The following is a 25014-nucleotide window of genomic DNA, read 5'->3' as shown; positions in this document are numbered from 1 at the left end:
GGATGTCGTTTGCTGAGGGGATACCACACTTTTTTACATATAAGGCACTGATTTTTAGAGAAAAAAATCTATACCATAGTCGGAATATTCATTTGCAAATAACTGTGCACAGGTGTGCTCATGGAAATGATGCCCGTCAGGACAGTAGAATTCATTGATAGTCCTACCTTTTTCGAAATAAGCTTTAGCGTTAAGCTCTGGCCCAAAAAATAATTTTCCCAAAACTAACCTCTATGAAAAAGCAGTTTACACTACTGGTTTTCTTCACGTTGATGGCCGTATGCAGTCTGCATGCACAGACGCGGTCCATAAGTGGAAAAATCACCGATACTTCTGGCGAGACCATGCCTGGAGTGAACATTATCGTAAAGGGGACCCTCAATGGTACCACGTCTGATATAGACGGTAATTATGTCCTGTCAGTGCCTGAAGGTGCTACTCTCGTATTTTCTTTCATTGGATACACTGCGGTAGAGAAGCCGGTGGGTTCCAATAGCGTCTTGGACGTGGTCATGCAGGTTGATTTCTCGGACCTGAGTGAAGTAGTGGTGATCGGATACGGTAGCCAGAAGAAGAGTGATTTGACCGGGGCAGTAGGTTCTGCCTCTGGTGAGGAGCTTCAAGAGCGTCCGACATCTTCTCTTCCACAAGCGCTCTCAGGTAAGATTACTGGTACGAGTGTGTCTCAAAACTCTGGCAAGCCGGGAGGAAAAACGCAGGTAAGGATTAGAGGAAATACCTCTGTCAGTCTGGACAATAGTCCACTGTATGTGGTCGACGGGGTCATCCTCGTATCCACTACCCTGAGTGACAACTCCAGCCCGATCGACTACATCAACGCAAATGATATCCAATCTGTGGAGGTGCTGAAGGATGCTTCTGCCACCGCGATCTACGGTTCCAGAGGTGCCAATGGTGTGATCCTGGTGACCACCAAAAGAGGCAGCAAATCCGGCGCAACAGTCAGTTACGACAGCTACTATGGTGTGGGAAAGATTGCCAAGAAAGTTGGCGTCCTGAACTCCGAGCAATTCCTGATGATAGAAGAGGAAGCCTATAAGAACGCGGAAAAATACGATGCGGTCGGATGGGCAAGCGGTAAATACACCGATCCGGTGTTGAAGAGGACAAATCCTCTGCTGTTTGATTCTAACGGAAAGCCGCTGTACGATACGGATTGGCAGGATGCGGTTACCCAAAACGCCTTTTCGCAAAACCATCAGCTCTCATTCACCTCCGGTGGAGAGAATGGCAGCTTTGGGGCCTTTGTGGGATACACAGGGGAGGAAGGCATCATGAAGGAATCTTGGCTGAAGCGCTATTCGTCCAGATTGGTATTTGACACCAATGTGAAAAAATGGCTCAAAGTAGGGGGTAGCCTGGGTTATAACCAGCAGTATGAAAGACTCATCCATGACTCTTGGGTGGGTAGAAATATGGTCGAGGCCATCCCGATGATCCCTGTGAAATATCCGGATGGGACCTGGGCAAGCAACCTGGATTATCCAGGCATGGAAGGCGGGCCCAACCCCGTGCAGGTGGGTGAGGAATACCTGAAATACCTGAGAACGCACACAGTACTCGGCAATCTGTTTGTCAACATGACCTTGGCCGAGGGCTTGGAACTGAGGTCCTCACTCGGCGTGAACTACATCGGGCAAAAAACCGAGGAATACGCCGGCCGTACCCTCAACTTCATCGGTACCCCAACCAATGGCTATGCACAGATTCTCAACAATGAGTTCTTTTCCTGGCAGTTTGAAAACTACCTGACCTACAACAAGAGAATCGGAGAGGACCACTCCTTTACCGGCCTGCTCGGGATTTCCTGGCAGCAAACGGACCGCTCCAATTACAACGTCCGGGTGAATAACTTCTCTGATGATTTTTTCAGTTTCAATAATTTGGCCGCAGGCTCAGTTCCGGTTCCTCCCACGTCGGGTAAGACCGTCGAGGGGATCAATTCCTACTTTGGCAGGATCAACTATGGTCTGAAAGACAAGTATCTTTTGACCGTCACCGGCAGGGTGGATGGCTCGTCAAAGTTCGGAGCAAACAACAGGTATGCGTTTTTCCCTTCGGCAGCATTGGCCTGGAGAGTGTCTGAAGAAAGTTTTCTCTCAGAATCCGCCACCATCTCCAATCTGAAACTGCGAACTAGCTATGGAGAAACCGGCAACTCGGGTATTCCGGCGTATGGTGCGCTGGCGGGATTGAACAGTGGCTATACCTATGTGTATGGAGGATCTGTGGTAAAAGGGATTGGCAAAGGTACCCTGGCCAACTCAGAGCTCAAATGGGAGAGAACCAAGCAAATCGACGCCGGAGTGGAGCTCGGATTGTTCAATGGCAGATTTGCGATAGAGGCTGATGTGTATGCCAAGCTGACCACCGACATGCTCCTGAATTCTCCTGTGCCGCTGAGCAGTGGCTATGGTACTGTGTATCGAAACATCGGCAGCATGGAAAACAAAGGGGTCGAGCTTTCCCTGAATACGGTCAATATTGAAAAAGGTGATCTGACCTGGGAGACGATGTTTAATATTTCCATGAACAAAAACAAGGTGACCGCCCTGTCCGGAGGAAGCGATATTTTTTCGGGAAATACCATTATCCGTGAAGGCGAACCGGTAGGTTCTTTTTGGGGATGGGTTCACGAGGGCACCTGGGGATCCGATGAGGCAGATGCTGCAAAAGCCTTGAATCCAACCTGGGTTCCCGGTGACATCAAGTTGAAAGACGTCAATGGCGACGGTACTATCAACGATTCCGATAAGGTGATCATCGGCAACGGTATGCCCAAGGGCTACGGTAGTTTCATCAACACGATCAGCTACAAGAACTTCGAGTTTTCCATGGATCTGCAATACACCTACGGGAATGATATTATGTATCTCACCACCCGTCCTCAGGAAAACCGTCAGGGTATCGCAAACAGTTTGAGTACCGTCTTGGATGCGTGGACTCCTGACCATCAGGATACCGAAATCGCGCAATGGAGGCCAGTTTCGGCTGGTTATGACAACCGGGACACGGATCACATGATTCAGGATGGGTCTTTCATCAGAGGTAGAAACCTGCTGTTGGCTTACAATTTCTCCTCCGATTTTCTGGATAAGATCAGCCTTCAAAGGTTGAGGTTATATACCTCCTTGCAGAATTTCTTTTTGATCTCGGACTTTCAAGGATACGATCCTGAAGTTCAAACCTCCAATACGCCATTTGGCCAAGGCGAAGTGAACTTTAATCAATACCCAAGGCCAAAAGTGTTTATGGTTGGACTGAATGCATCCTTCTAATTTTAAAAAGACAAGTATGAAAACTAATATAAAAGTTAAGTTTCAGGTTTTGATCACCGGATTCTTATTGTTCTTTGGAACAAGTTGTTCAGATTTTCTCGAAGAGACGGATCCTTCCAATATTACCGCAGACAGTTACTACAAGACGGCAGAACACGCGCAGACTGCGGTGACGGCTGTGTACTCAAGTTTGAAGGATGTACGTGGCGGGTCCTATGGTGGTGGGCCATGGTTGATGGCGGAGTTTGCCACCGGCTTGGCTGATTCTGATTTGGGTCAGGCAGACAACAGTAATATCATCAGGAATTTGAACAATAATTCCGACAATGGGTATGGCTTGACGCACTGGAGATCGAATTATGAAGGGATTGCAAATGCGAATTTGGCCATTTCCAAAATTCCGGGGATTCAGATGAATGAAGACCTGAAGAAGCGATATCTCGGGGAGGCCAAATTTCTGAGAGCGCACTATTATTATCAGCTGGTCAGATTGTTTGGTAAAGTGCCTTTGATCTTGGAACCGATCGATTTGGCTTCGCCGGACCTCTATCCTACACAGGCATCTGAGGAAGAGATCTATGCCCAGATTGTGAAGGACTTGATCGAAGCGGAGGCTGCAGGATTGCCGCTGAAAGATCCTGCAGGTAAGGTTACGACTGGTGCTATCAAAACCCTCCTGTCCAGCGTGTACCTGACCATGGCAGGTTATCCTTTGCAAAAAGGCGCGTCGCACTACACACTTGCTGCAGCCAAAGCCAAGGAAGTCATCGACAATGCCGCTGCCTATGGCTATAGCTTGTTTCCAAGCTACAATGACCTGCACGATCCAGCGAAGAAGAATACCGGAGAGAATATTTTCATGGTCCAATACAAGACCCTGACCGCCCCGTCCAATTGGCAGCCGCTGATCATCCCCTACAACATGAATATCTCGGCCTATTCTGATCAGACTGGCGCTATCTATGCCAATCTGGACTTCATCAAGTCCTATGAGCCAGGCGATAAACGAGTGGAGGAAAAGGCATTTTATTATACCGAATACACCTTGAAGACGGATAGGACCAAGACCGTCAAGCTGGGTGGATACTTTCTGTACAAGCATTTTGACGTTCAGGCCAACCTGCTGTCTGCCAGTGCGGACCTCAACTGGTCTCTGTACCGCTATGCTGAGTTGTTGTTGATCTATGCGGAAGCATCCAATGAAGCTTCTGGCCCGACGGCTTTGGCATACGAGGGCTTGAATGCCATCAGAAACCGCGCAGGTTTAGCACCTCACGCGGGCTTGTCCCAAGCTGCATTCAGAGAAGCAGTGTGGAGAGAGAAGTGGCATGAGCTCAGCTACGAAAGTGTGACCTGGTTTGACATGGTCAGGACTAGAAAAGGGTATAATGTGAAAAACGGAACCTTTGACGACTTTGTGGGACACCAGTTTGCGTATGGACCTACCTTGAGCGAAAGAGAACTGTTGTTTCCCATACCGACCAGTGAGATTAGAAACAATACCAATCTGGTTCAAAATCCTGGGTATTAATCCCTGTCTGGCGTCCATTGACGCTAAAAAAATGCTGTAAGTGGAGGAGCCCTACCCGGGCTCCAACGCTTTTGGCCTTGTCTTGAAACTTCGCCAAGACGATTTAAATCCCCAGTATGTCAGAGGCTTGATGCCTTTTTAAGTAGCCTACAAATAGAATATCGGGCCTGACATGATTAATCCCATTATGAAAAATATTGTTCTGTTCTTTTTTAGAAAGCCATTGTTCTTGTGTCTACTTGTCCTGTCTACACAGGTTGCCTTGTATGCTCAAGATGAGGAGGACCCTTACGCCAAAACTCGATCTAAAGCCAAAAGTAGTATCTATTCTATCCGAATAGATCCCGAGAGCACCAATGTCCTTGCGAGCAATATGGGTGAATTGAGTGGGAATCTAGAGGTAACTAATCGGAACTACATGGATCTCTGGGCGAGCGCTGAAGAACCTGGACCCGGTACGGTTAAGTGGATTTTGTCGGCTCCTTCAGCGGGTGAATACGATGTAGATGTAGTTGCTTTTGGTGATGGGTCCGAATTGGTATTTACCTGCAATGGGGATAATAAGAAGATAGTAATAAGTGGGGAAAATTGGGATAAGATCAATCTGGGTAAAATTAAATTGAACGCTGGAAACAACGCACTGCTGGTATCGGTGACCGCCTCCGTTGATTTTCGACTAGGCTCTCTTGAATTGACAAGACCTGCGATTAAAGCAAAGATCGAAAAAGAGGCTTTGGCGCAGAGGCAAGATGCCGATTGGTTCAAAAATGCGGGTTATGGATTGATGTTTCAATGTACAAATCGTGCGACACCGATTCAAGGCCCTATCAAAAAATGGCAAGACAAAGTTAATGACTTTGATCTGGATGGATTTGTAAGTATGGTGGAGGAGTCAGGGGCAGCTTATGTGCTTTGGTCTGTGACCTGGGGAGAACAGTATATTTCTGCACCCATTCAATCTCTGGACGAAATTATTGCTGGACGCACCACCCAAAGAGATTTACTGGGAGAGATGGCAGACCGACTGCATGAAAAGGGCATCCGGCTTATCTTCTACTATCATTACGGGTACAAATGTTACCACGCCAGGGATATTGAATGGTTGGAAGCGGTCGGCGGGCTCGATGCCGATAAAACTGAACTCTATGATAATCTGATGAAGATTATCTCTGAAATCGGCCTCCGATATAAGGACAAGTTGGACGGCTGGTGGTTTGATGGAGGAGAAAGGTATTACAACACTCATTTCGATGGGTCATCTGCTGAAGCGGGGATTTTATCAGCCCCTTTCAAGGAGATCACCCAGGCAGCGAAAGCGGGCAACTCATCAAGAATTATTGCTTACAACTCTTGGATTAAGCCCATGCTTACACCCTATCAGGATTATTTCGCTGGAGAAGGATTTCAAACTTATTCTGAACTCGAAGATGGGAAGTTCACAACGGGAAAACACAAGGGTTTAATGGCCCACTCCTGTTTTATCCTTGAAAAGAGTTGGGGGCATATAGAACCTGATTCCCCGATCAAAAGTCCAAAGTTTTCAGTAGAGAAGCTCACTGAGATGATTCAATTTGCCCAAACCTATAAATATCCGCTTTCTATAAATCTGGAGATGTATGAAGACGGGTCCGTTTCCCCGGAGTCAATCGAATTGTTGAAACAAATCAAGACAGTTATCAGAGACTGATTTGATTTCAAAAACAGATAGCTTATTATTCACAAAGCGATCTCCTACCAATTAATTGGTTCTACCCTGAATTTGATGGGAAAACCAGAAAGACAAAAAGTGAAAAAAATTGAACATAAATCCGCTCTAGCTACGGTCCTGATTTGGCTGTTGTTTTCATACGCTCCTGTCATGTCGCAGGTATCAGAGAAACCCAATATCATCATCATCTATACTGATGATCAGGGCTATGGAGATGTAGGGGCTTTGAATCCTGCGGCAAAATTCCGCACGCCTAATATGGACAAGATCGCAAATGAGGGAGTGATTTTTACCGACGGGCATAGCAGCGATGCTGTCTGTACACCCTCAAGATATTCCCTTCTCACCGGAAGGTATAGCTGGAGAACTTCCCTGAAAAAAGGAGTGCTGGAAGCAGATGGACCTGGATTGATCGAGGAGGGAAGAATGACCATTGCTTCTTTGCTTCAGGAAAATGGCTACCATACCGCCATGATTGGCAAGTGGCATTTGCAGATGGATTTTGCGGGCACCCTGGGCAAAGACAGAGACTGGTCGGCTCCCTTTGTGGGAGGTCCGATAGATCACGGCTTCGATTATTTCTTTGGCATCCCGGCATCGATGAACTATGGTGTTTTGACTTACCTGGAAAATGATCGCGTGCTGGATCCGCCCGTCTTGTGGACAAAGAAAAAGGCGGTCACCGATCCTAGGTCTTTTCGGGACAGTGTCACCCCAAATGATTACCGGATGACTCCTCCTTATGTGACGGAGAGAGGTGAAGGAGGAACTTGGATTGAGGTGGCGCCCTCTTTCAACGATGAACTGGTACTGGAAACGTTCACGTCCCATGCGGTAGATTACATCAAAAAGGCAGCGGTGGAGTCAAAGAATGGTAAACCGTTTTTTCTGTATATACCGCTGACGAGTCCACATCTGCCGCACAGCACCCATCCGGATTTCCGGCGAATCAGCGATTGTGGTAACTATGGGGATTTTATGCAGGAGACGGACCACCGGGTCGGACAGATACTGGATGCCTTGGATGCAAATGGTCTTGCCGACAATACGCTGGTGATTTTCTCCTCAGACAACGGTGCGGAAACCAATTATACCTATCATCAGGAAGTGTATGACCACTACAGCAATCTTAACTTCAAAGGGGGTAAGCGGGACATCTATGAAGGCGGACATCGAGTGCCTTACCTGATGCGTTGGCCTGCCAAGATCAAGGCTGGAAGCAAGGTGGATATTGCCGTTTGCCAAACAGACTATCTGGCAACCATTGCGGCTATCGTTGGAGTTCCGCTTCCCGAAGATGCTGGAGAAGATAGCTACAATCTGCTGCCGATGCTGCTTGGAGAAAGTGCAGGTTCCGATAGGGGCGCAGTGATCCATCATTCGGTTACCGGGCACTTTGCTATCCGTGAGGGCAAATGGAAACTGAATATGCTGAGAGGATCTGGCGGTTCCCTGCAGCCGGTCTTCGTGGAGACCAAAGACGGTGAACCAATCTACGAGCTATATGACATGGAAGCTGATCCCGGTGAGACGAAAAATCTGTATGATCAATATCCAGAGGTGGTAAAGGCACTTACTGCCAAGATCACCGAGATCATTTCCAATGGCCGATCTACGCCAGGAGCCCCACAGGATTTTATCAAGTCGGATTGGCCGCAATTGACTTGGATGAGGTTGGAATGAGTTGAAAAAAGATTTACAAACAAAAAAAAACACATGTTGATTCAGTACAGGTTGATAGCCTTTTTATCTCTAGTTGGCGCAGCTCTTTTTTCCGTTTTTGAGATGGCATTCTATGATGCTGGACAGAAGCGGCCGGGGCAGGATGATCCATCGCGGTTCATGGATACTTCCTTTGCTAATCTTAATGAAAAGAAAAAGTCCAAACCCAACATTCTTTTTATCCTCGTTGATGATTTGGGCTATTCGGACCTGAGCTATACGGGGAGTGAATTCTATGAAACTCCGAATATTGATAGGATTGCTCGGGAAGGCACTGTCTTTACCAATGGCTATGCGGCAGCTCCTGTTTGCAGTCCTTCACGGGCCAGCATCATGACTGGTAAGACGCCTGCCAGACATGATATTACAGTGCACATTGGCTCTCCCTCTGGAGAAGATTGGCGATCCAGAAACCGCTTCAGTAAACTCCTTCCCGCAGAGTACACACATAATTTGCCAGCCGAATACGTCACCATGCCCGAAGCTTTACGGGAGGTTGGTTACAAAACCTTTTTTGCGGGAAAATGGCATTTGGGGGACAAGGGCTCTTGGCCGGAAGATCATGGCTTTGATATCAATATCGGTGGTTGGACTTCGGGCGGACCTAATGGAGGCTACTTCGATCCTTACAACAATCCCAATTTGCCAAACAGAAATCCGGGAGAGAATCTGTCTCATCGATTGGCAGATGAAACGGTGAAATTCATGAAGGAGAGTAATCCTTCTAAGACGGGAAAACCTTTCTTCGCCTTCCTGTCCTTCTATGCAGTACATTCCCCCATTCAGACCAGCCAGGATAAATGGAAGAAATACCGTGACAAAGCGGAGCAGATGGGCATTGCAGAGCAAGGATACGCCATGGGTAAGTACCTGCCCATCCGACAAGTGCAGGACAATCCTGTCTATGCCGGATTAGTAGAGCAAATGGATGAGGCGGTTGGAGTGGTACTGAAAGCTCTGGACGACTTGGGATTGGATGAAAATACCATTGTCATCTTCACGTCGGACAATGGAGGCGTCGCTGCCGGAGATAACTTCTCGACGAGCAACAAGCCACTTCGTGCAGGCAAAGGCTATCAGTTTGAAGGTGGGATCAGGGAGCCTTATTTTATCAAGATTCCGGGACAGTCCAAACCCGGAGAACAGATCGATTTTCCGGTTTCCGGAACAGACTTCTATCCGACCTTGCTGGATCTGGCGGGAGCAGACCTTTTGCCTGAGGAGCACAACGATGGCATGAGTCTTTTGCCCTTGATCAAAGGTGAGGTGCCCGCTGAGAGACCGCTCATTTGGCATTTTCCTCACTATGGAAATCAGGGAGGAGAGCCTTCGTCCATTATCCGCAGAGGAGATTGGAAACTCATTCACTACTATGAAGACGGGAGAAAAGAGCTGTATAACCTCAGTCAAGATATCGGGGAAACCACAGATTTAGCTGGAAAATATCCTGAGAAAGTGCGTGAAATGGGCAAGGAATTGTTTGCCTATCTGACTGAAGTAGGAGCAAAATATCCGACTCCAGACTCCGAATACAGTGAGGCAAAGGAGGAAGAGCACCTTCGGAAGGTGGTGACAGAAACGATGCCTGCTTTGGAAAAGCAAAGGCTGGACATACTTTCGAAGGAATTTGATCCTGATAATAACAAATGGTGGGGAAGCATGGTGACCCGGGATTAACCCAAAGATCAGTTATAGATAAAAGCAGATAACATAACTTAAATTTTTACACTTGAAAAATTATAGAATACCCGCAGGATTGCTTTTAATGGCTTGGCTTGCTTTTTCCTGCACTGGGAAAACAAGTTCCGATGAGCAAGCTCAAGAAAATCTGGCTGTACCATACGATGGCAGCTGGGAAGCTTTGCAGCAAATGCCCATTCCAGCCTGGTTTGACGATGGTAAGATTGGCCTGTTCATCCACTGGGGGCCTTATAGCGTGATCGGCTACCGAAAGGAAGGGCGTGGATACGCTGAACACGTCCCCAAGATGTTGTATGCCGATTCCGTCCATTACTTCCCTTATATGGAAGAGCGCTGGGGAGCCCATCCACCGGAATTTGGCTATAAAGACATCATCCCGGAATTCAAGGCTGAAAAGTGGAATCCGGAGGAGTGGGCAGCACTTTTTGCCGAGGTGGGGGTGAAATATGTGGTGCTTACAGCGGAGCATCACGATGGCTTCTCCAATTGGGATTCTGATATAAATCCCTGGAATGCGGTGGATATGGGCCCCAAGAGGGACTTGGTCGGAGAGCTTGGTGCTGCCGTGCGGAAACAGGGATTGAAATATGCGCCTTCTTATCACCGGGAGCGGCACACGGGATTTTTTGCCAAGGAGCAGTTCACAGTTCATGGGGAACCACAGACTGCAATTGCGGAAGAGATCCGCAGGGTTCCGGAAGCGGCCTCACTCTATGGGCCTTTTGAGTACTCCAAGGAATTCGTAGACGACTATGTGGCGAGATGGAAGGAGATTCAGGCGAAGTACGAACCGGATTTTCTATGGATAGATGATGTTCCCATCTTCACCCGGGACGGGAATAATCCCGAGACAGGCTTTAGGCCGGAGATCCAATATTTCTACGATCAGTATAGGTTGATGATTACTGATTTTATGAATAATGGGGCTAGAAATGGTCAGGAAGTGTATTTGAATAACAAAGGCGGAAACAGAAACTGGCCAGCTGGCGTGGGGAGCCTGGAAAAGGACAACCTGAGACTAAGCGTCATCGGACCTAAGTGGCAGAGCTGTACGACTTTTGGGACGTCTTTTGGCTATTTGCAAAATGATACTTACAAATCTACCAGTGATGTGATCCATGAGATGATAGAGGTCGTGTCCCGCAATGGGAATTTCTTGATCAACATCGGCCCACGTGCTGACGGGACGATTCCTGAAGAACAGGTGGAGCGACTACGTGAGATGGGAAATTGGTTGAAAATAAATGGGGAAGCGATCTATGGCACGAGGTATTGGAAGCAAGATCATCAGGAAAAGGGCAATATTTCCTTCACCACCAAAGGCAAGGATCTGTTTTCCATCGCCATGAATAAACCTGGAGGAAAATTGCTGATCGAGGGGACTAAAGGGTGGGGAGATGCCGATGTTCTGGCGGTTTCCCTGCTTGGTTCTGAGGATGAAGTCCACTGGAAGATGACAGCCGGGGGATTGGAGATCGACACTCCCGCGAATCTGGGGAAAAGCAGCTATGCCTGGGCTTTTAAGATAAGTACCAACCAAAATCAGCATGTGCCCAACGCCATTGAAACCGATGCGGATAAGGCTTTGCAGGGTACTCAAAAAGTAGATTTGGATGGAAAGAAGTGAGTTTTAAAACAACTGATGATCCGCAAGCTAGCCGGATCCGATATTTCTTTGCTCATCCGGACGGAAGACCGATGACCGAAGCGTCCTGAATCTTGAGTTAACCAGATCCGCCAATGTTTTTGGCCCTTCGCTGTCAGCGTAGCGGATTTACGTCTAAAATATTTGGAGTTTTTACATTAAACCAATAACCAATGAGGAATCTTAAGTTGAATAGAATTTTGCCAATGCTACTCTGTGTGATGAGTCTGGCCACAGGCAGTTTCGGCCAAAATGTCCCCAAGAAGGAGCAAAACAGGCCTAACATCATTTTTATACTCGCCGACGATATGGGCTATGGCGATGTCTCTGCTTACAATGAGCATTCGAAGATTCAAACCAAAAACATTGATCGACTCGCCTCCAAGGGAGTGAAGTTTACTGACGCGCACACGAGCAGTGCAGTGTGTACTCCCACTCGCTACGGCATACTCACCGGAAGGTATAATTGGCGATCTACGCTCAAACAACACGTCCTCTATGGCTACAGTGAAGCACTCATCGCCGAAGATCGAGTCACCATCGGCTCATTTTTGCAAGCCGAAGGTTACAAGACCGCGGGTATAGGAAAGTGGCACTTGGGCTGGGATTGGGATAATATCGAGGCAGGCGATAGTCTGGTGAATTTTTCAGAAAAAATAAAAAATGGCCCTACTACAAGGGGCTTTGATTATTGGTTTGGGTTTAGCGGCTCGCTGGATATGGCTCCTTATGTCTGGGTGGAAAATGACGAGCCGACCATGGTTCCCACCAAATTCACCCAGAATACGGGTCAAAAGATGTGGCGCAAGGGTCCGACTTCCGATGACTTTGACCATGAGCAGGTCTTGCCTGATATCACGAGCAAAACGGTGCAGTTTATCAGTGAAAATGCCAAAGGAGATCAGCCGTTTTTCATCTACATGCCACTGCCTGCACCACATACGCCGATCTTGCCCACGTCAGATTTTCAGGGGAAAAGTGGATTGGACAATCCTTACGGGGACTTTGTGTTGATGGTGGATTGGGTAGTGGGTGAAGTGATGAAGTCACTGGAAGAAAACGGCATTGCCGACAACACGATTTTGATCTTTACCAGCGATAATGGATGTTCCAACCAGGCAAACTTCGAACAGCTGGCGACCAAAGGGCATGATCCCAGCTATGTATTCCGAGGCCATAAAGCAGATATCTTCGAAGGCGGGCATCGGGTGCCGTTCATAGTCCGATGGCCGGCAAAAGTGAAGGCTTCCACTTCCGATCAGTTGGTCTGTACGACCGATTTTTTTGCTACCGTAGCTGATGTTCTTGACCAAAAAGTAGAAGATAACTTTGCGGAGGATAGCTTTAGTTTCTCTGCCGCGCTCGGTTTGCCTACCAAAGAGGCTACGAGAGAGAGTATTGTGCATCATTCCATCAACGGTTCATTTGCTTACCGCAAAGGAGACTACAAAGCGATCTTCTGCCCTGGGTCAGGAGGCTGGAGCTACCCAACGCCTAATGATGACGTGATTAAAACTTTGCCACCGTTCCAGTTGTACAACCTGTCCACCGATATCGGAGAGGAGCACAATCTGGAGACTGAGGAAGCCGCGTTGTTGGAGCAATATCGACTGGAACTTGCCAAGATTGTCACTGATGGCAGAAGCACAAAAGGAGCTCCTCAGAAGAATGACGGACCTTCGGTCTGGCCGCAATTGAGTTGGATGGAAAAGAAATAGTTAAGGTGTCTTTGGTGACTTCATCGTAGTTCTCATTACATAAATAGAAAGGTCAATATGCCCTCCTACGAGTAGTAATAGCCATCATCAAAAGAAACCTTTTTGTCTATTGTAGATTGACCTCATAAGTTCGAGTCTACTATTCGAGCTGCGTGGTCCGAGCTCGGATCGACAAATATCTGTATGGAGAAGCGATTTTATAACTAATAAGATGTGTTTTATATTTACTTAGTTTTTCAATATATTGATTTTTAGAAGTTGTTAGTTGTTGTTTTATCTTTCAGGTTGTGTAGTCACTGTTAACATATTGCATTTTTTGGGCAAAATGACGGATATATAGAGGATTTGAGAATCTTAACTTTAACCTATCCATCGTTTTTAACCAAATCTATATGAAATCAATTACTACACCTTTGCAACACAAAAAGTTGTTCACCTTTTTGGTAGCAGTCTTTTTGTTTGGAGTATCCATCCTGGATGGATTTGCTCAAAGCAGGATTTCGGGAACCGTCGAGGATGAGTCGGGGCTATCGCTCCCCGGAGTTACTGTATTGGTTGCCGGCACGACCAGTGGGACAGTTACTGACATCGACGGGAAGTTTGACATCACCGTACCACAGGGTTCAACCCATCTTTCATTCTCTTATATAGGTTACCTCACGCAGGAAATCGAGATCGGATCTCAAAGTACAATCCGCATCGTATTGAGGGAAGATTCGCAAAACTTGGACGAAGTGGTCGTCACCGCTCTGGGCGTCCAGCGAGAAAGGAAAGAACTGGGGTACACGGTTCAGGCTCTAAAGGCCGACGAGCTCATTACGACGCAGGACAATAACATCGTCAATGCCTTGAGTGGTAAAGTTGCGGGAGTTCAGGTTACCAGCAGTGGCTCTCAAATCGGAGCCTCCTCCAGAATTATCATTCGGGGAAATGCATCATTTGCAGGCAATCAACCCCTCTTTGTAGTGGACGGCATACCAATCGACAACACCTCCACCAACCTCGGTGGCTCTGGAGGCTTGGACTATGGTAATGCCGCTGCGGACATCGACCCCGAGAGCATCGAATCCCTGACTGTACTTAAAGGCGCAAATGCCGCGGCACTCTATGGAAACCGCGCTGCCAACGGTGTTATTTTGATTGAAACCAAAAAAGGCAAAAAAGCAAAACAAGGACTAGGCGTGGAGTTCAATACTTCGATGGTATTTGACGTTCCCAGCTACTTTATGAATTTCCAGAATGAATACGGCATAGGAAGTCGAGGAGCTGAATACGATTGGCAGCAGTATCTTGAACGCAACCCGACGTCGACGCTCACCTATAACGAATACGCCAAGCAGTTCGGCTATAATTATGTAAATGGCATCGGCGGTGGCGTAAACGAAAACGGGCAGGCTTGGGGTCCGAGATTTGATTCCGGTCTTTTGCTTGATCAGTGGATCAAAGGCCCAAATAGTCCTTGGGAATCCAATCCGGACAACATCAAAGACAACTACTTCCAGACGGCCACTAATTTTATCAATCAAATTGCCGTGACAGCAAGAGGAAAAGAAGCCTACGGAAGAGTTGCTTTCTCCAACCGAAAAATGGAGGGTAACTTTTTCAACACAGACCAGACGGTCAATACCTTAAATGCAAACCTCACCCTGACACCCCACGAACGCTTAACAATAGGAACCAACTTCAACTATGTCAATCGACACAGTGACAATATGCCGGTGGTATCCTATGGTTCAATGACAAAAATGGCTTGGGGTGCTTTCAGAAATATCCCGTTGGATGAAGTCAAAAAGGTATATGACGAATTCGAAAACGAAATGGGAAGTGGATACAATCGGAATGAGAACAACTTCTACTATGATTTAATCCAAACCAATTCTCTCAACAGAGAGCGTTTTTACGGAAATGTAAATGCAGCCTACCACATCAACGATTGGCTCTCGGCAAATCTCATCGCCGGACTTGACTACTACGATGAATTCCGAAAATCAATTACCATGTCACGTACACGTGCAAACATCAACAACGCAAGAGGAGGGCAATTTTCCCAGACTGATCTAAGCAGACAGGAATTCAACACCGATTTCAGATTGGATATAAACAAAGAATTTGGAAGCGACTTTGCCCTCATCGCCCTAGTTGGAGGGAATTTTCGTCAGAACAAATACAGCAGCATGACGCTAAGCGCGCCCGATTTGAACGTACCCGATCTATTCAATATCGGCAACGTCAAGGGCACGCCTGGCACTGGCATGTACGACAGTCAGAAGGAAAATATGAGTATTTACTCCTCAGCCAGCGTGGGTTACAAAGGATATCTCTATGTCGGTGTAACTGGCAGAAATGACTGGAGTTCTACGCTGCCGGAGGAAAACCGATCCTATTTCTATCCCTCTGGAAACGTTTCCCTTACATTGACAGACGCATTGGATATCAAAACCAAAAACTTCAGTCATTTGCAATTGAGAGCCAGTGTAGCACAAGTAGGTTCGGATACGGATCCTTATCAACTCATGGGAACCTACAGCACGAGCTATTACAACAACATTGCACTTTTCAATCCATCGGCTGTGAAACCGCCTGCCAACCTAAAACCTGAGATGACTACATCTACGGAAATAGGAGCTGATTTCAGATTCTTTAGCGACAGGCTATCCCTCGATGCGACGTATTACAAACAGGTCACTGAGGACATGATCCTCAATGTCCCCACCGCACGGTCTACTGGATTTGCGTCTCAATTGATCAACGCTGCGAAAATCGAAAACAATGGGATCGAACTCATCTTAAGAGCATCGGTCATGGAAAAAGGCGATTTTAGATGGAATGCAACGCTCAACTGGGCGAAAAACAACAGCACAGTAGTGGAGCTCTATGGAGGATTAGAAAGTATCACCATCAACTCCGGATTCGGAGGTGCGAGACTAGTCGGTACACCAGGACAACCATGGGGTGATATCAGTGGCCTACCCTATGTAAGAAATGAAAACGGCGAAATAATGATCGCTGCCAACGGGACACCAATGACGACCAGTCAGCAGCAAATCCTTGGCAATGTGACGCCTAAGTGGATCGGAGGCCTTCAAAACACCTTTACGTACAAGAGAATCAGCGTAGGAGCTTTGCTCGATTGGCGCAAAGGCGGTGACTTCTTCAGCGGTACCTACTGGCATTCCTACCCAACCGGTGCCTTTACGAACACGATTCAAAACAACGTGAGAGAAGAAGGAATCATCGTTGACGGTGTCAAAGGTGATGGTTCTCCAAACGATGTAAGGATTGGTGCACAAGACTACTACAACGGATCATGGGTTTGGAACAATCACGAATACTCAATCATTGACGGATCCTATTTGAAGCTGCGTGAATTGACCTTGGGTTACACCTTCAGTGTCGGGAAATTGCAAAACGTCGCAGTCTCTGCATTTGGAAGAAACTTGGCGATTATTCACCGAAGCGAAAAAGCTAAGGAACTTGGACTAGACCCTGAGGCAGCATCCCAAATGGGGGGAGGAGAAAACGGAACCGGCTTTGAAAATTTCATGGCTCCGACATCAAGATCCTACGGATTCAACCTCAGGCTAAATTTCTAGTACCTGATCAGTTGCAGAATCATTGAAAATCAGAAAAACTTCGAACAATAGTATTAACCTTAGATGGTTTCAAATATGAAAAATATACTAATAAATAAGATCAGCGGGATATTGGTGATTTGCATGCTTTGCACTTCCCTGTCCTGCACCGAGGATTGGAGTGAGATGAATATTAACCCGAACCAACCTTCTGCCGTGCCGCCGTCCAATGTGTTTGGAGCAGGTCTAACCGTTGTGGCAGGGCAGTTGTTTGGAGAACGGATAGGTATCTACTATGCCGGCACTTGGTCTGGACAAACCGCCGCCATCGGCGCGGGAGATTACGAGTTTAGAGTGGGAATCAACAGTGATCAATGGGACAACCTTTTCCGGGCGATGGCCTACTTTGAAGATTCCAGAAAAACAGCGCTTGAAGCTGGCAATACCAATCTTGCCGCAGTCTCTCTGATTATGAAGGCTTTCACTGCGCAACAGACTTCCGATATGTGGGGAGACATACCTTATTCACAGGCATTTCTTCTTGAGCAAGAAGGCATTCTAAACCCGGTTTTCGACACCCATAAAGAAGTCTATACTCAGATTTTGAGCGAGTTGGCAGAAGCCAACACCCTTCTAAATGCCAACGTCGGAACCATCGGAGTGGGAGACTTCATCTATGCCGGCAACGTCAGCAAGTGGAAAAAATTCGCCAACTCTCTGAGACTACGGGTGGCCATGCGGATGTCTGTCGTAGATCCACAAGCGGCTGCTCCGGTGATCTCCCAGATTCTGGGTGATCCGGCTACCTATCCGGTGATTGAGGCAAATATTGACAACGCTTACATGAACTGGCCCGGCATAGCTACCAATAATATCGAGCCTTGGCGGGCAAGACTTGGGGTACCTACCAATAAGCAGGACGGATATAGAACAAACTACGATATGATCAACTTGTTGGTTGAAATGAATGACCCGCGACTTCCTGTCTATGCCGACAAAAATCAAAACGGTTTTTACAATGGCTATAAGATGGGAATCGGACAAACAGGTTTTCCGCTGAATACCAACGCTAACGTCTCACATATTGGAAATCGCTTTGGGTACGATGACAAAGGCTTTTCCCCCTTTATGAATGCCTCACAGGTTTGGTTTATCAAAGCTGAAGCTGCCGAAAGGGGCTTGGTAAGCGGAGGAAATGCACAGGAATATTATACAAAGGGAATCACTACCGCGATGCAGGAAAATAGTATTTCTCAAGCAGGAATCGACACCTATTTAATGGGTACCGATGTAGCTTGGGGTTCTGGAACTAAATCAAATCTGGAGAAAATCAGATTGCAAAACTGGATCGGCCTATACAAGCAAAGTGTCGAAGCTTGGGCTGAAGTCAGAAGAACAGACGTGCCTATGCTGGTCAATGTATCCAATGATTATGCGAGCAATCACAACCGGCCTCCGTTTAGAATGTCCTATCCAGCCAATGAAGTCGCTTTCAACGAAAGCTTTCCAGACAATGTCGTCCAAGTAGATATCTTCTATGGCGATCAAATCTGGTGGGATACTCGTGAGGGGGTGTATTAATTGTTTCCCCGAACCATCGGAGGTACACCTCCGATGGTTTTTTTCACTTAAAAGATTCCTGATTTCTGCTAATACACACTATTCCCCTGCTTATGCGTAACGCTATTTACTTCGTAGCATTCCTAGCCATCGGTCTTGTCACCATGAAATGTACGACCATCAAGAAAGGTAATGCTGATGATTCGGAACAGATCAAAGCTAATTCCAAAGGCCTTCATGGATATATCGGTTACAGTTCAATAAAGCGTCCTGCGGGATTTGGTGCTGGTATAGGCTTCTATACCGCAGTTTGGCCGCTGGTGGAACAGCCCTTGGCTGGATTTCAAATCGGCCTGCCTGGCAACTGGATCACCCCAGACAATCCCGACAACAAAGACATCCCCTGCTGTCCAGAGGGAACCATCGCTCGAACTTGGGCGCCGAGAGGCCCCACTTGGTCTAGCGTATTTCAAACCCAAGAAGGTGGCCTCGGATACTGGCGAGGAAACCGGTACCACTACGGCTCTCCGAAGTTCAGCATGAATGGAGTCGCCGACTGCTACAATTCTGAAATTGCGTCTGCGGGCTGGCCGTTCTTTTACCGAGCCGAAGCATTGCCGGATGATCAGATGGGAATTGCCCAGCTCAGCAACAGGCTAGTCGTACCACCAGACGGGATTACTTTTGAAGGAGATCTGGAAGGTAGATTTCTGGGGTACACCCACATGATGCTACCGCTTACCGAGGCAAAGGCCATTCCTACTCCCACCGGAGACCAGAGTTGGACGCTCTTTCTAAATTCTGAAAACTTCAAAGGACCGGTCGCTTTCTATATCCCTGAGATGTGGAGCAGACTTTCCAAAGACTATAAAGCGATCGAAGGAATGGGCTTAGATGCCCGAGAAGGAACCATGGGCGGTGGTGGCGCAATGGAAATCAACACCGTACCGTCCTTCGAAATGATAGACAAAAACGGAGATCTCTTTATTAAAATCCCCCAACTTCAATTTCCCGTGAATGAACAAGGTCAGTCAATCCTAGTCCAGGATGTGACCTATTATTCTAAAGACGCCCTGTTCAATTATCTCTTGGACTGGAAAAAAAGTGGCAAGTCCTATTCGGGGAAATTTGACGAAACATACGCATGGAAGCCAGACCTTACGCCTAAGCCGCTTTCGCTTGACCAAGGGGCTGGTTTAAATAACGGAGGAAAAAAACTTACCGGTCTGGATAATGTCCTCGAAACTGTAATCACAGAAAGTAATGCGTTTGGGCTACAGTGGCAGAAAAATGCGATTTCCAAAGAAGGCCTCCTGCCCCAATACTACAAGCAAGTCGGTGATCAGCGGGTCGCTGTGAACGCCAAAGATGTTCCGGAAAAACTGAAAAAAATGGAATTTGCCAAAGCGGGAACGGAAAGCCACTACGTCAACTGGAGAGATGGAAACGAGATCGTCGAAGGAGATTTTGTCATCGACAAAAGCCTTCCTTACTCCTCCCCATCCACCGGTGCTTGGGCAAGTCCCGGACCCGCTTCCCAGGCTTTTACAGCACTGCTGAAAGACGGCTCAACAGTCACCTACAAGTGGTACCGATTTATCGATCAGCCTGCTTTCCAACAATTCGGATGGAGTGACAAGGAAAAAGATATGCTTCAGAAATTTGTCGAACAAATCCACAAAAACTGGACGATCGATCAGGAATACATGGCTCCACCGAGTACAGGCAAGCTAGTCGGCATCGATCCGGTTTTGATCGTGAGCCCTCCTGCGGGAATGGAGATCGGCTATGTGCCGATCGTCGTCAGACAGGAGAAAATCATGTTGTCGTCCAACTAACGATTGCTGACACTGCGGCCCCTGACTCGGAAAAAGCAATATATCCTTCGAACAGCGTTTACTTCATCTCATCACAAAAAGACACAATTTCTTCTTTTTTTCACTAAATCTTATAGCTATTGCGATTGAATACAGGCAATTCGATGCGACATTACTATCCGACTGATCAATGAATCTATTGAAAATACATTCTCCAAAAAACAGCTCCAACGGGATCTCTCAGCTGCTCTTGCTAGTGGTTCTGTGTTGTTTGTCCACGGTTTCCTCATCCGCTCAGCAGAAATCCGAAGGAGCACCAAGACCGAATGTCATCATCTTCCTTACCGATGATTTGGGATATGGGGATCTTGCGAGCTATGGCAATCCGATAATCAAAACCCCAAATTTGGATCAGTTCGCGAAAGAAGGAGTTAGAATGCTTGACATGCACTCTGCAGCGACGGTTTGCTCACCCTCGAGAGCTTCCATCCTCACTGGTAGAAATGCCTACCGAAGTGGCTACTACGCCATTGCCGGATTCTTTGGCACCACGCTGCAAAAGTATGAAGTCACTCTGCCTCAGCTGCTGAAGGAAGTGGGCTATGAAACCGCTTTTTTTGGAAAGTGGCACCTCTCCAAGCTCGAGTCACCAACCGAAGTTTCTGTCAATGACATGGGCTTTGACTATTCCCTGGCTACCTCAGTGAATGCCTTTCAAACCGGACCAAAGAACCCTGCGAAATTTATGCGCAACGGTCAACCGACCGGAGTCTTGGAAGGATGGTATGTGGATATCATTTCCAATGATGCTGCTGACTGGATCGCCACTAAGCGAGATGACGACAAACCCTTTTTCATGATCATCGCTACCAACGAACCCCATACACCAATCGATCCACCGACAAACTTTGCGCAGCTCTATGACGGCCCTGAAGTGATCAAAAAAGCTGAAGCGACGAAATATGGCGGATACAGCCGCCCTGACAAGGATATTTCGGCTTTTCAAAAGGAATACTACGGCACCGTAACCCAGATGGATGACAGCTTTGGGAGATTGATGGCTTTCTTGGAAAAGGAAGGGCTGAAGGATAATACATTGGTGATTTTCACGAGCGACAATGGCCCTGAAGTGCCTGTCATATTTGGAGAATCCGGTGGAGAATGGGAAGACAATAGCCGGGACAAAAGCTTTGGAACTCCGGGAGAACTGCGTGGAATGAAACGATTTCCGTACGAAGGCGGACATCGGGTTCCCGGTATCGCTAGATGGCCGGGACACATTCCGGCTGGCACAGTGAGCGATCAACTATTCAACGGAACTGATTTTCTCCCCACGATAGCCAAACTCGCTGGAGCCCGCGTGCCCGAAGACAGACCAATCGATGGAACGGATGCGTTTGGCGCTTTTCTCAATACAGACTATGAAAGGGCAATCCCACCGATGTGGTTTTTTCCTGTAAACTATCCGCATCTGCCGGGTATATCAAACATGGCAATGCGCTATGGAGACTATGTGCTGATCGGCAATCTGGGCCCTACTTGGGAAGATTTCAACAAGCAAATGACGGACAGCAAAACGAAACAAGTCGATTGGCTCAAGACCTCGGTCCCCACCACATTTGAACTGTATAACATCAAAAACGATCTGGCGCAAACCACTGATCTGGCCCAAACAGAATCGGACACGCTCATGATGCTAATCCCCAAGATGCAGCAACTTTGGCTCGATATTCGGGACGAAGGACCTTGGTGGGGAAGACTTCCCAATTGATCGCTGAACCGAACTTTGCCACCGCTTTCTAAAAATATCTAACCCTGCCTATCGTTTATTTTCACCAGAATATGAATAAAATCCTACTTGGTTTAAAATCCCTTCTCGTCTTGGCTGTCGTGTATGGATGTGGTCCTGCAAAACAAGACGGGGCCGAAGCAAACGTAAGTTTCACCCTTCAGGAATCCGACTTGCCTGATTACGAAAAGAACATTGACCACAGCGGATTGATTAATGCGTTGGGCGATCGGCATGGAGAATCCATCCGCACGGGAGAGCACATCTACAATAACGTCTGCTTCAATTGTCATGGAAATCCTGAGCAGGTAGGTTCCATCCCGACGGCTTTTAAATTCTGGGAAGACACCTTCAAAGTCGGAAAAGACCCTTACTCGATCTACCAAACCCTGACTAGAGGATACGGCTCCATGCCTCCACAGGTCAATCTCACCCCGGTGGAGAAGTACGATATCATCAACTACCTGCGGGAAACTTTTTTGCAAAAAGACAATCCTGAACAATACTTTGACATAGACTCTGCTTATCTGGCCGGCTTGCCTACAGGTTCAACCAAAGGCCCAGAACCCAAAGAATTCAAGCCATGGGCGGAGATGGACTACGGCAACTTTTTGATAAATACCTACGAGCTGGTGGGGATTGGGGCTCCCGAAAGAGAACGGTCCACCGGCCCGGTTCAGCCTTTGAAGGATGAGAATTTTGTTAATAACAACTTTGCTTACAAAGGGATAGCTGTACGGCTTGACCAAGGTGAAGGCGGAGTTGCTGCAGGGAATGCATGGATGATTTTTGATCATGACCTTTTAAGAGTCGCAGGCGCCTGGACCGGTGAGGGCTTTATCGATTGGGAAGCCATTTTATTCAATGGGAAACACAATATCTCTCCCCGAACAGTGGGCGATCTTCATTTTGAAAATCCTGTAGTTCCTGCTTGGGCAAATCCCGCGACCGGCAGCTTTGAAGACCCCCGGTTCATGGCAAGAGATAAAAGGAGGTTTGGTCCTCTGCCTCGAGAATGGGCCCATTACAAAGGGCTCTACCAGTTTAATGATCGGGTCATCGTATCCTACACGGTCGGGAAATCTCGAATTCTGGAGACATTTGGACTGGAGACCACGGCAGATCAACCTGTCTTCACCAGGACTTTGAATATCTCTCCATCGGATAAGCCGCTGAAGATGCGAGTTGCCCCCAAGGGTACATCAGTTGCGCTCGTGGGAGAGGGAGCTGTTTTGAAAGAGCAGGGTGGTTTTGTTGTAATGGAAGTGGCACCGTCTCAAGCCGCAAAGATCAAGCTGCTCATGGGGAAACCCGGCATGACCGGTTTGCAAACCTATGCCCAGACTTCAAGTGCCCCGGAATCTCTGGAGCTCCTGACCAAAGGAGCGCCAGCCAGATATCCGCAGAGATTAACGTCCGAGATAACGCAAGGTACACAGGACGGGCCTTTTCAGGTGGATATCATGAATCCGCCTTTTGACAGCCCCTGGAAAAATCAATTCAGGTTGAGCGGACTTGATTTCTACAAGGATACAAACAAGGGAGTGATCTGCTCCACAGACGGAGATGTATGGCTGGTAGAAGGCTTCACGGAAAACACGGGAAAACTTTCTTGGCAGCGGATTGCATCGGGAATGTTTCAGCCTCTGGGAATCAAGGTGATCGATGAAGAGATCTTCGTCATCTGCAGAGATCAGCTGGTGAAGTTGCATGATTTCAACGGGGACAATGAAACCGATTTTTACGAAAGCTTCAACAATGACCATCAGGTGACCGATCACTTTCATGAGTTTGCCATGGGCCTTCAGGTTGATAAGGAAGGCAATTTCTACTATGCTAAAAGCGCCAGACATGCCCGGGAAGCTTTGGTGCCGCAACATGGGACCTTGATTAAGGTGTCCAAGGATGGCCTAAAGACAGAGATCATAGCGACCGGATTTCGGGCAGCAAACGGCGTCTGCATCAATCCGGACGGGACCTTCATCGTGACTGACCAAGAAGGTCACTGGAATCCCATGAACCGGATCAATTGGGTGAAAAAGGGTGGTTTTTATGGGAATATGTTTGGTTACAATCCTCCGACAGACAGCACGGAAAGCGGCATGGAACAGCCTTTGGTTTGGGTGGAAAGAGACCGGGATCAGTCTCCCTCAGAACTTCTGTGGGTGGATAGTAAAAAATGGGGAGCGCTGAACGGAAAGCTTCTAAATCTGTCCTATGGCTATGGAAAAGTTTTCGTCGTCCCCTTTGAGAAATTGGGAGATCAGGTGCAAGGTGGGATTTTTGAACTGCCGGTCCCGAGATTTTCTACCGGAGTGATGCGTGGTCGATTCAATCCGGGAGATGGGCAATTGTACCTTTGCGGCTTGTCGGCTTGGGGATCCACTCAGCCTCAGCTGGGGGGACTCTACCGGATTAGAAAAGTGGAAAAGCCAATGACAATTCCGGTTGGTATCCATGCAACCAAATACGGGATGAAATTGAGTTTTACAGACCTGCTTGACGCTGGCAGTGTACAGGATATTTCCCACTATACCGTGAAGACGTGGGATCTTCTGCGCTCCAGAAAATATGGTTCGAAACACTACAATGAGCAAACCTTGACAGTGACGAAAGCGGAATTGGATAAAGACAAAAAGACGATCAAGCTAACCATCCCTGACATCAAGCCAACTTGGGGGATGGAAATCCAATACGAGATCAAGAATAAGGAGGGAAGTACCGTGGAGGGATTAGTTCAAAATACCATTCATCAATTGGGGGAAGATTCGGCTTGGTAATGACCAATCCCGCTGCCAAAAAAAATGATTGTCGGGGATGAAATTTCCGACCTGACCTGAACGAGAAAAGGGTTGTCAAGCGACAACCCTTTTTTCCTGACTTCGACGCTGGGACACCCAAAATCAAAAATTGAACATTTTTGCTAGTTTTTGTTGACTTTCGTTCAAAATC

12 protein-coding genes are annotated in these 25014 nt (G+C 47.4%); all 12 read left to right on the top strand.

Translation table 11 applies throughout. The annotated features are described in order from the left end of the window. Positions 1–233 precede the first annotated feature (233 nt). The gene (locus ABD031_RS19310; protein ID WP_343854355.1) at positions 234–3299 is read left to right on the top strand and encodes a SusC/RagA family TonB-linked outer membrane protein; all 3066 of its coding nucleotides are present in this window, start codon (positions 234–236) and stop codon (positions 3297–3299) included. Positions 3300–3315: 16 nt separating this feature from the next. Beyond that, positions 3316–4830 carry a RagB/SusD family nutrient uptake outer membrane protein gene (locus tag ABD031_RS19305; RefSeq protein WP_343854354.1) on the top strand — a complete coding sequence of 505 codons (1515 nt, stop codon included), beginning with the start codon at positions 3316–3318 and terminating at the stop codon, positions 4828–4830. Between the two features lie 172 nt (positions 4831–5002). Further along, positions 5003–6517 carry an alpha-L-fucosidase gene (locus tag ABD031_RS19300; RefSeq protein ID WP_343854352.1) on the top strand — a complete coding sequence of 505 codons (1515 nt, stop codon included), beginning with the start codon at positions 5003–5005 and terminating at the stop codon, positions 6515–6517. 99 nt (positions 6518–6616) lie between these two features. Further along, positions 6617–8221 carry a sulfatase family protein gene (locus tag ABD031_RS19295; RefSeq protein ID WP_343854350.1) on the top strand — a complete coding sequence of 535 codons (1605 nt, stop codon included), beginning with the start codon at positions 6617–6619 and terminating at the stop codon, positions 8219–8221. Positions 8222–8254: 33 nt separating this feature from the next. Continuing rightward, positions 8255–9937 (top strand): sulfatase, encoded by a 1683-nt coding sequence (locus ABD031_RS19290; RefSeq protein ID WP_343854348.1) that lies wholly within the window; start codon positions 8255–8257, stop codon positions 9935–9937. A gap of 52 nt (positions 9938–9989) precedes the next feature. After that, the gene (locus tag ABD031_RS19285; protein ID WP_343854347.1) at positions 9990–11588 is read left to right on the top strand and encodes an alpha-L-fucosidase; all 1599 of its coding nucleotides are present in this window, start codon (positions 9990–9992) and stop codon (positions 11586–11588) included. A 191-nt stretch (positions 11589–11779) separates the two neighbouring features. Next, positions 11780–13324, top strand: a complete 1545-nt coding sequence (locus ABD031_RS19280) for a sulfatase family protein (RefSeq protein ID WP_343854346.1) — start codon at positions 11780–11782, stop codon at positions 13322–13324. Positions 13325–13716: 392 nt separating this feature from the next. After that, positions 13717–16917: a SusC/RagA family TonB-linked outer membrane protein gene (locus ABD031_RS19275; protein WP_343854344.1), complete on the top strand. Its 3201-nt coding sequence runs from the start codon at positions 13717–13719 to the stop codon at positions 16915–16917. A 75-nt stretch (positions 16918–16992) separates the two neighbouring features. Next, positions 16993–18477: a SusD/RagB family nutrient-binding outer membrane lipoprotein gene (locus tag ABD031_RS19270; protein WP_343854343.1), complete on the top strand. Its 1485-nt coding sequence runs from the start codon at positions 16993–16995 to the stop codon at positions 18475–18477. A gap of 92 nt (positions 18478–18569) precedes the next feature. Beyond that, positions 18570–20294 (top strand): hypothetical protein, encoded by a 1725-nt coding sequence (locus ABD031_RS19265; RefSeq protein WP_343854342.1) that lies wholly within the window; start codon positions 18570–18572, stop codon positions 20292–20294. A 169-nt stretch (positions 20295–20463) separates the two neighbouring features. Beyond that, positions 20464–22044 (top strand): sulfatase family protein, encoded by a 1581-nt coding sequence (locus tag ABD031_RS19260; RefSeq protein ID WP_343854340.1) that lies wholly within the window; start codon positions 20464–20466, stop codon positions 22042–22044. Positions 22045–22115: 71 nt separating this feature from the next. After that, positions 22116–24842 carry a DUF6797 domain-containing protein gene (locus ABD031_RS19255; RefSeq protein WP_343854339.1) on the top strand — a complete coding sequence of 909 codons (2727 nt, stop codon included), beginning with the start codon at positions 22116–22118 and terminating at the stop codon, positions 24840–24842. The last annotated feature ends 172 nt before the right edge of the window (positions 24843–25014 follow it).

The sequence above is a fragment of the Algoriphagus jejuensis genome (assembly GCF_039523455.1).
Classification (GTDB): domain Bacteria; phylum Bacteroidota; class Bacteroidia; order Cytophagales; family Cyclobacteriaceae; genus Algoriphagus; species Algoriphagus jejuensis.
The sequence above is the reverse complement of the archived record's forward strand: the minus strand, read 5'-3'. Positions and strand labels throughout refer to the sequence as shown.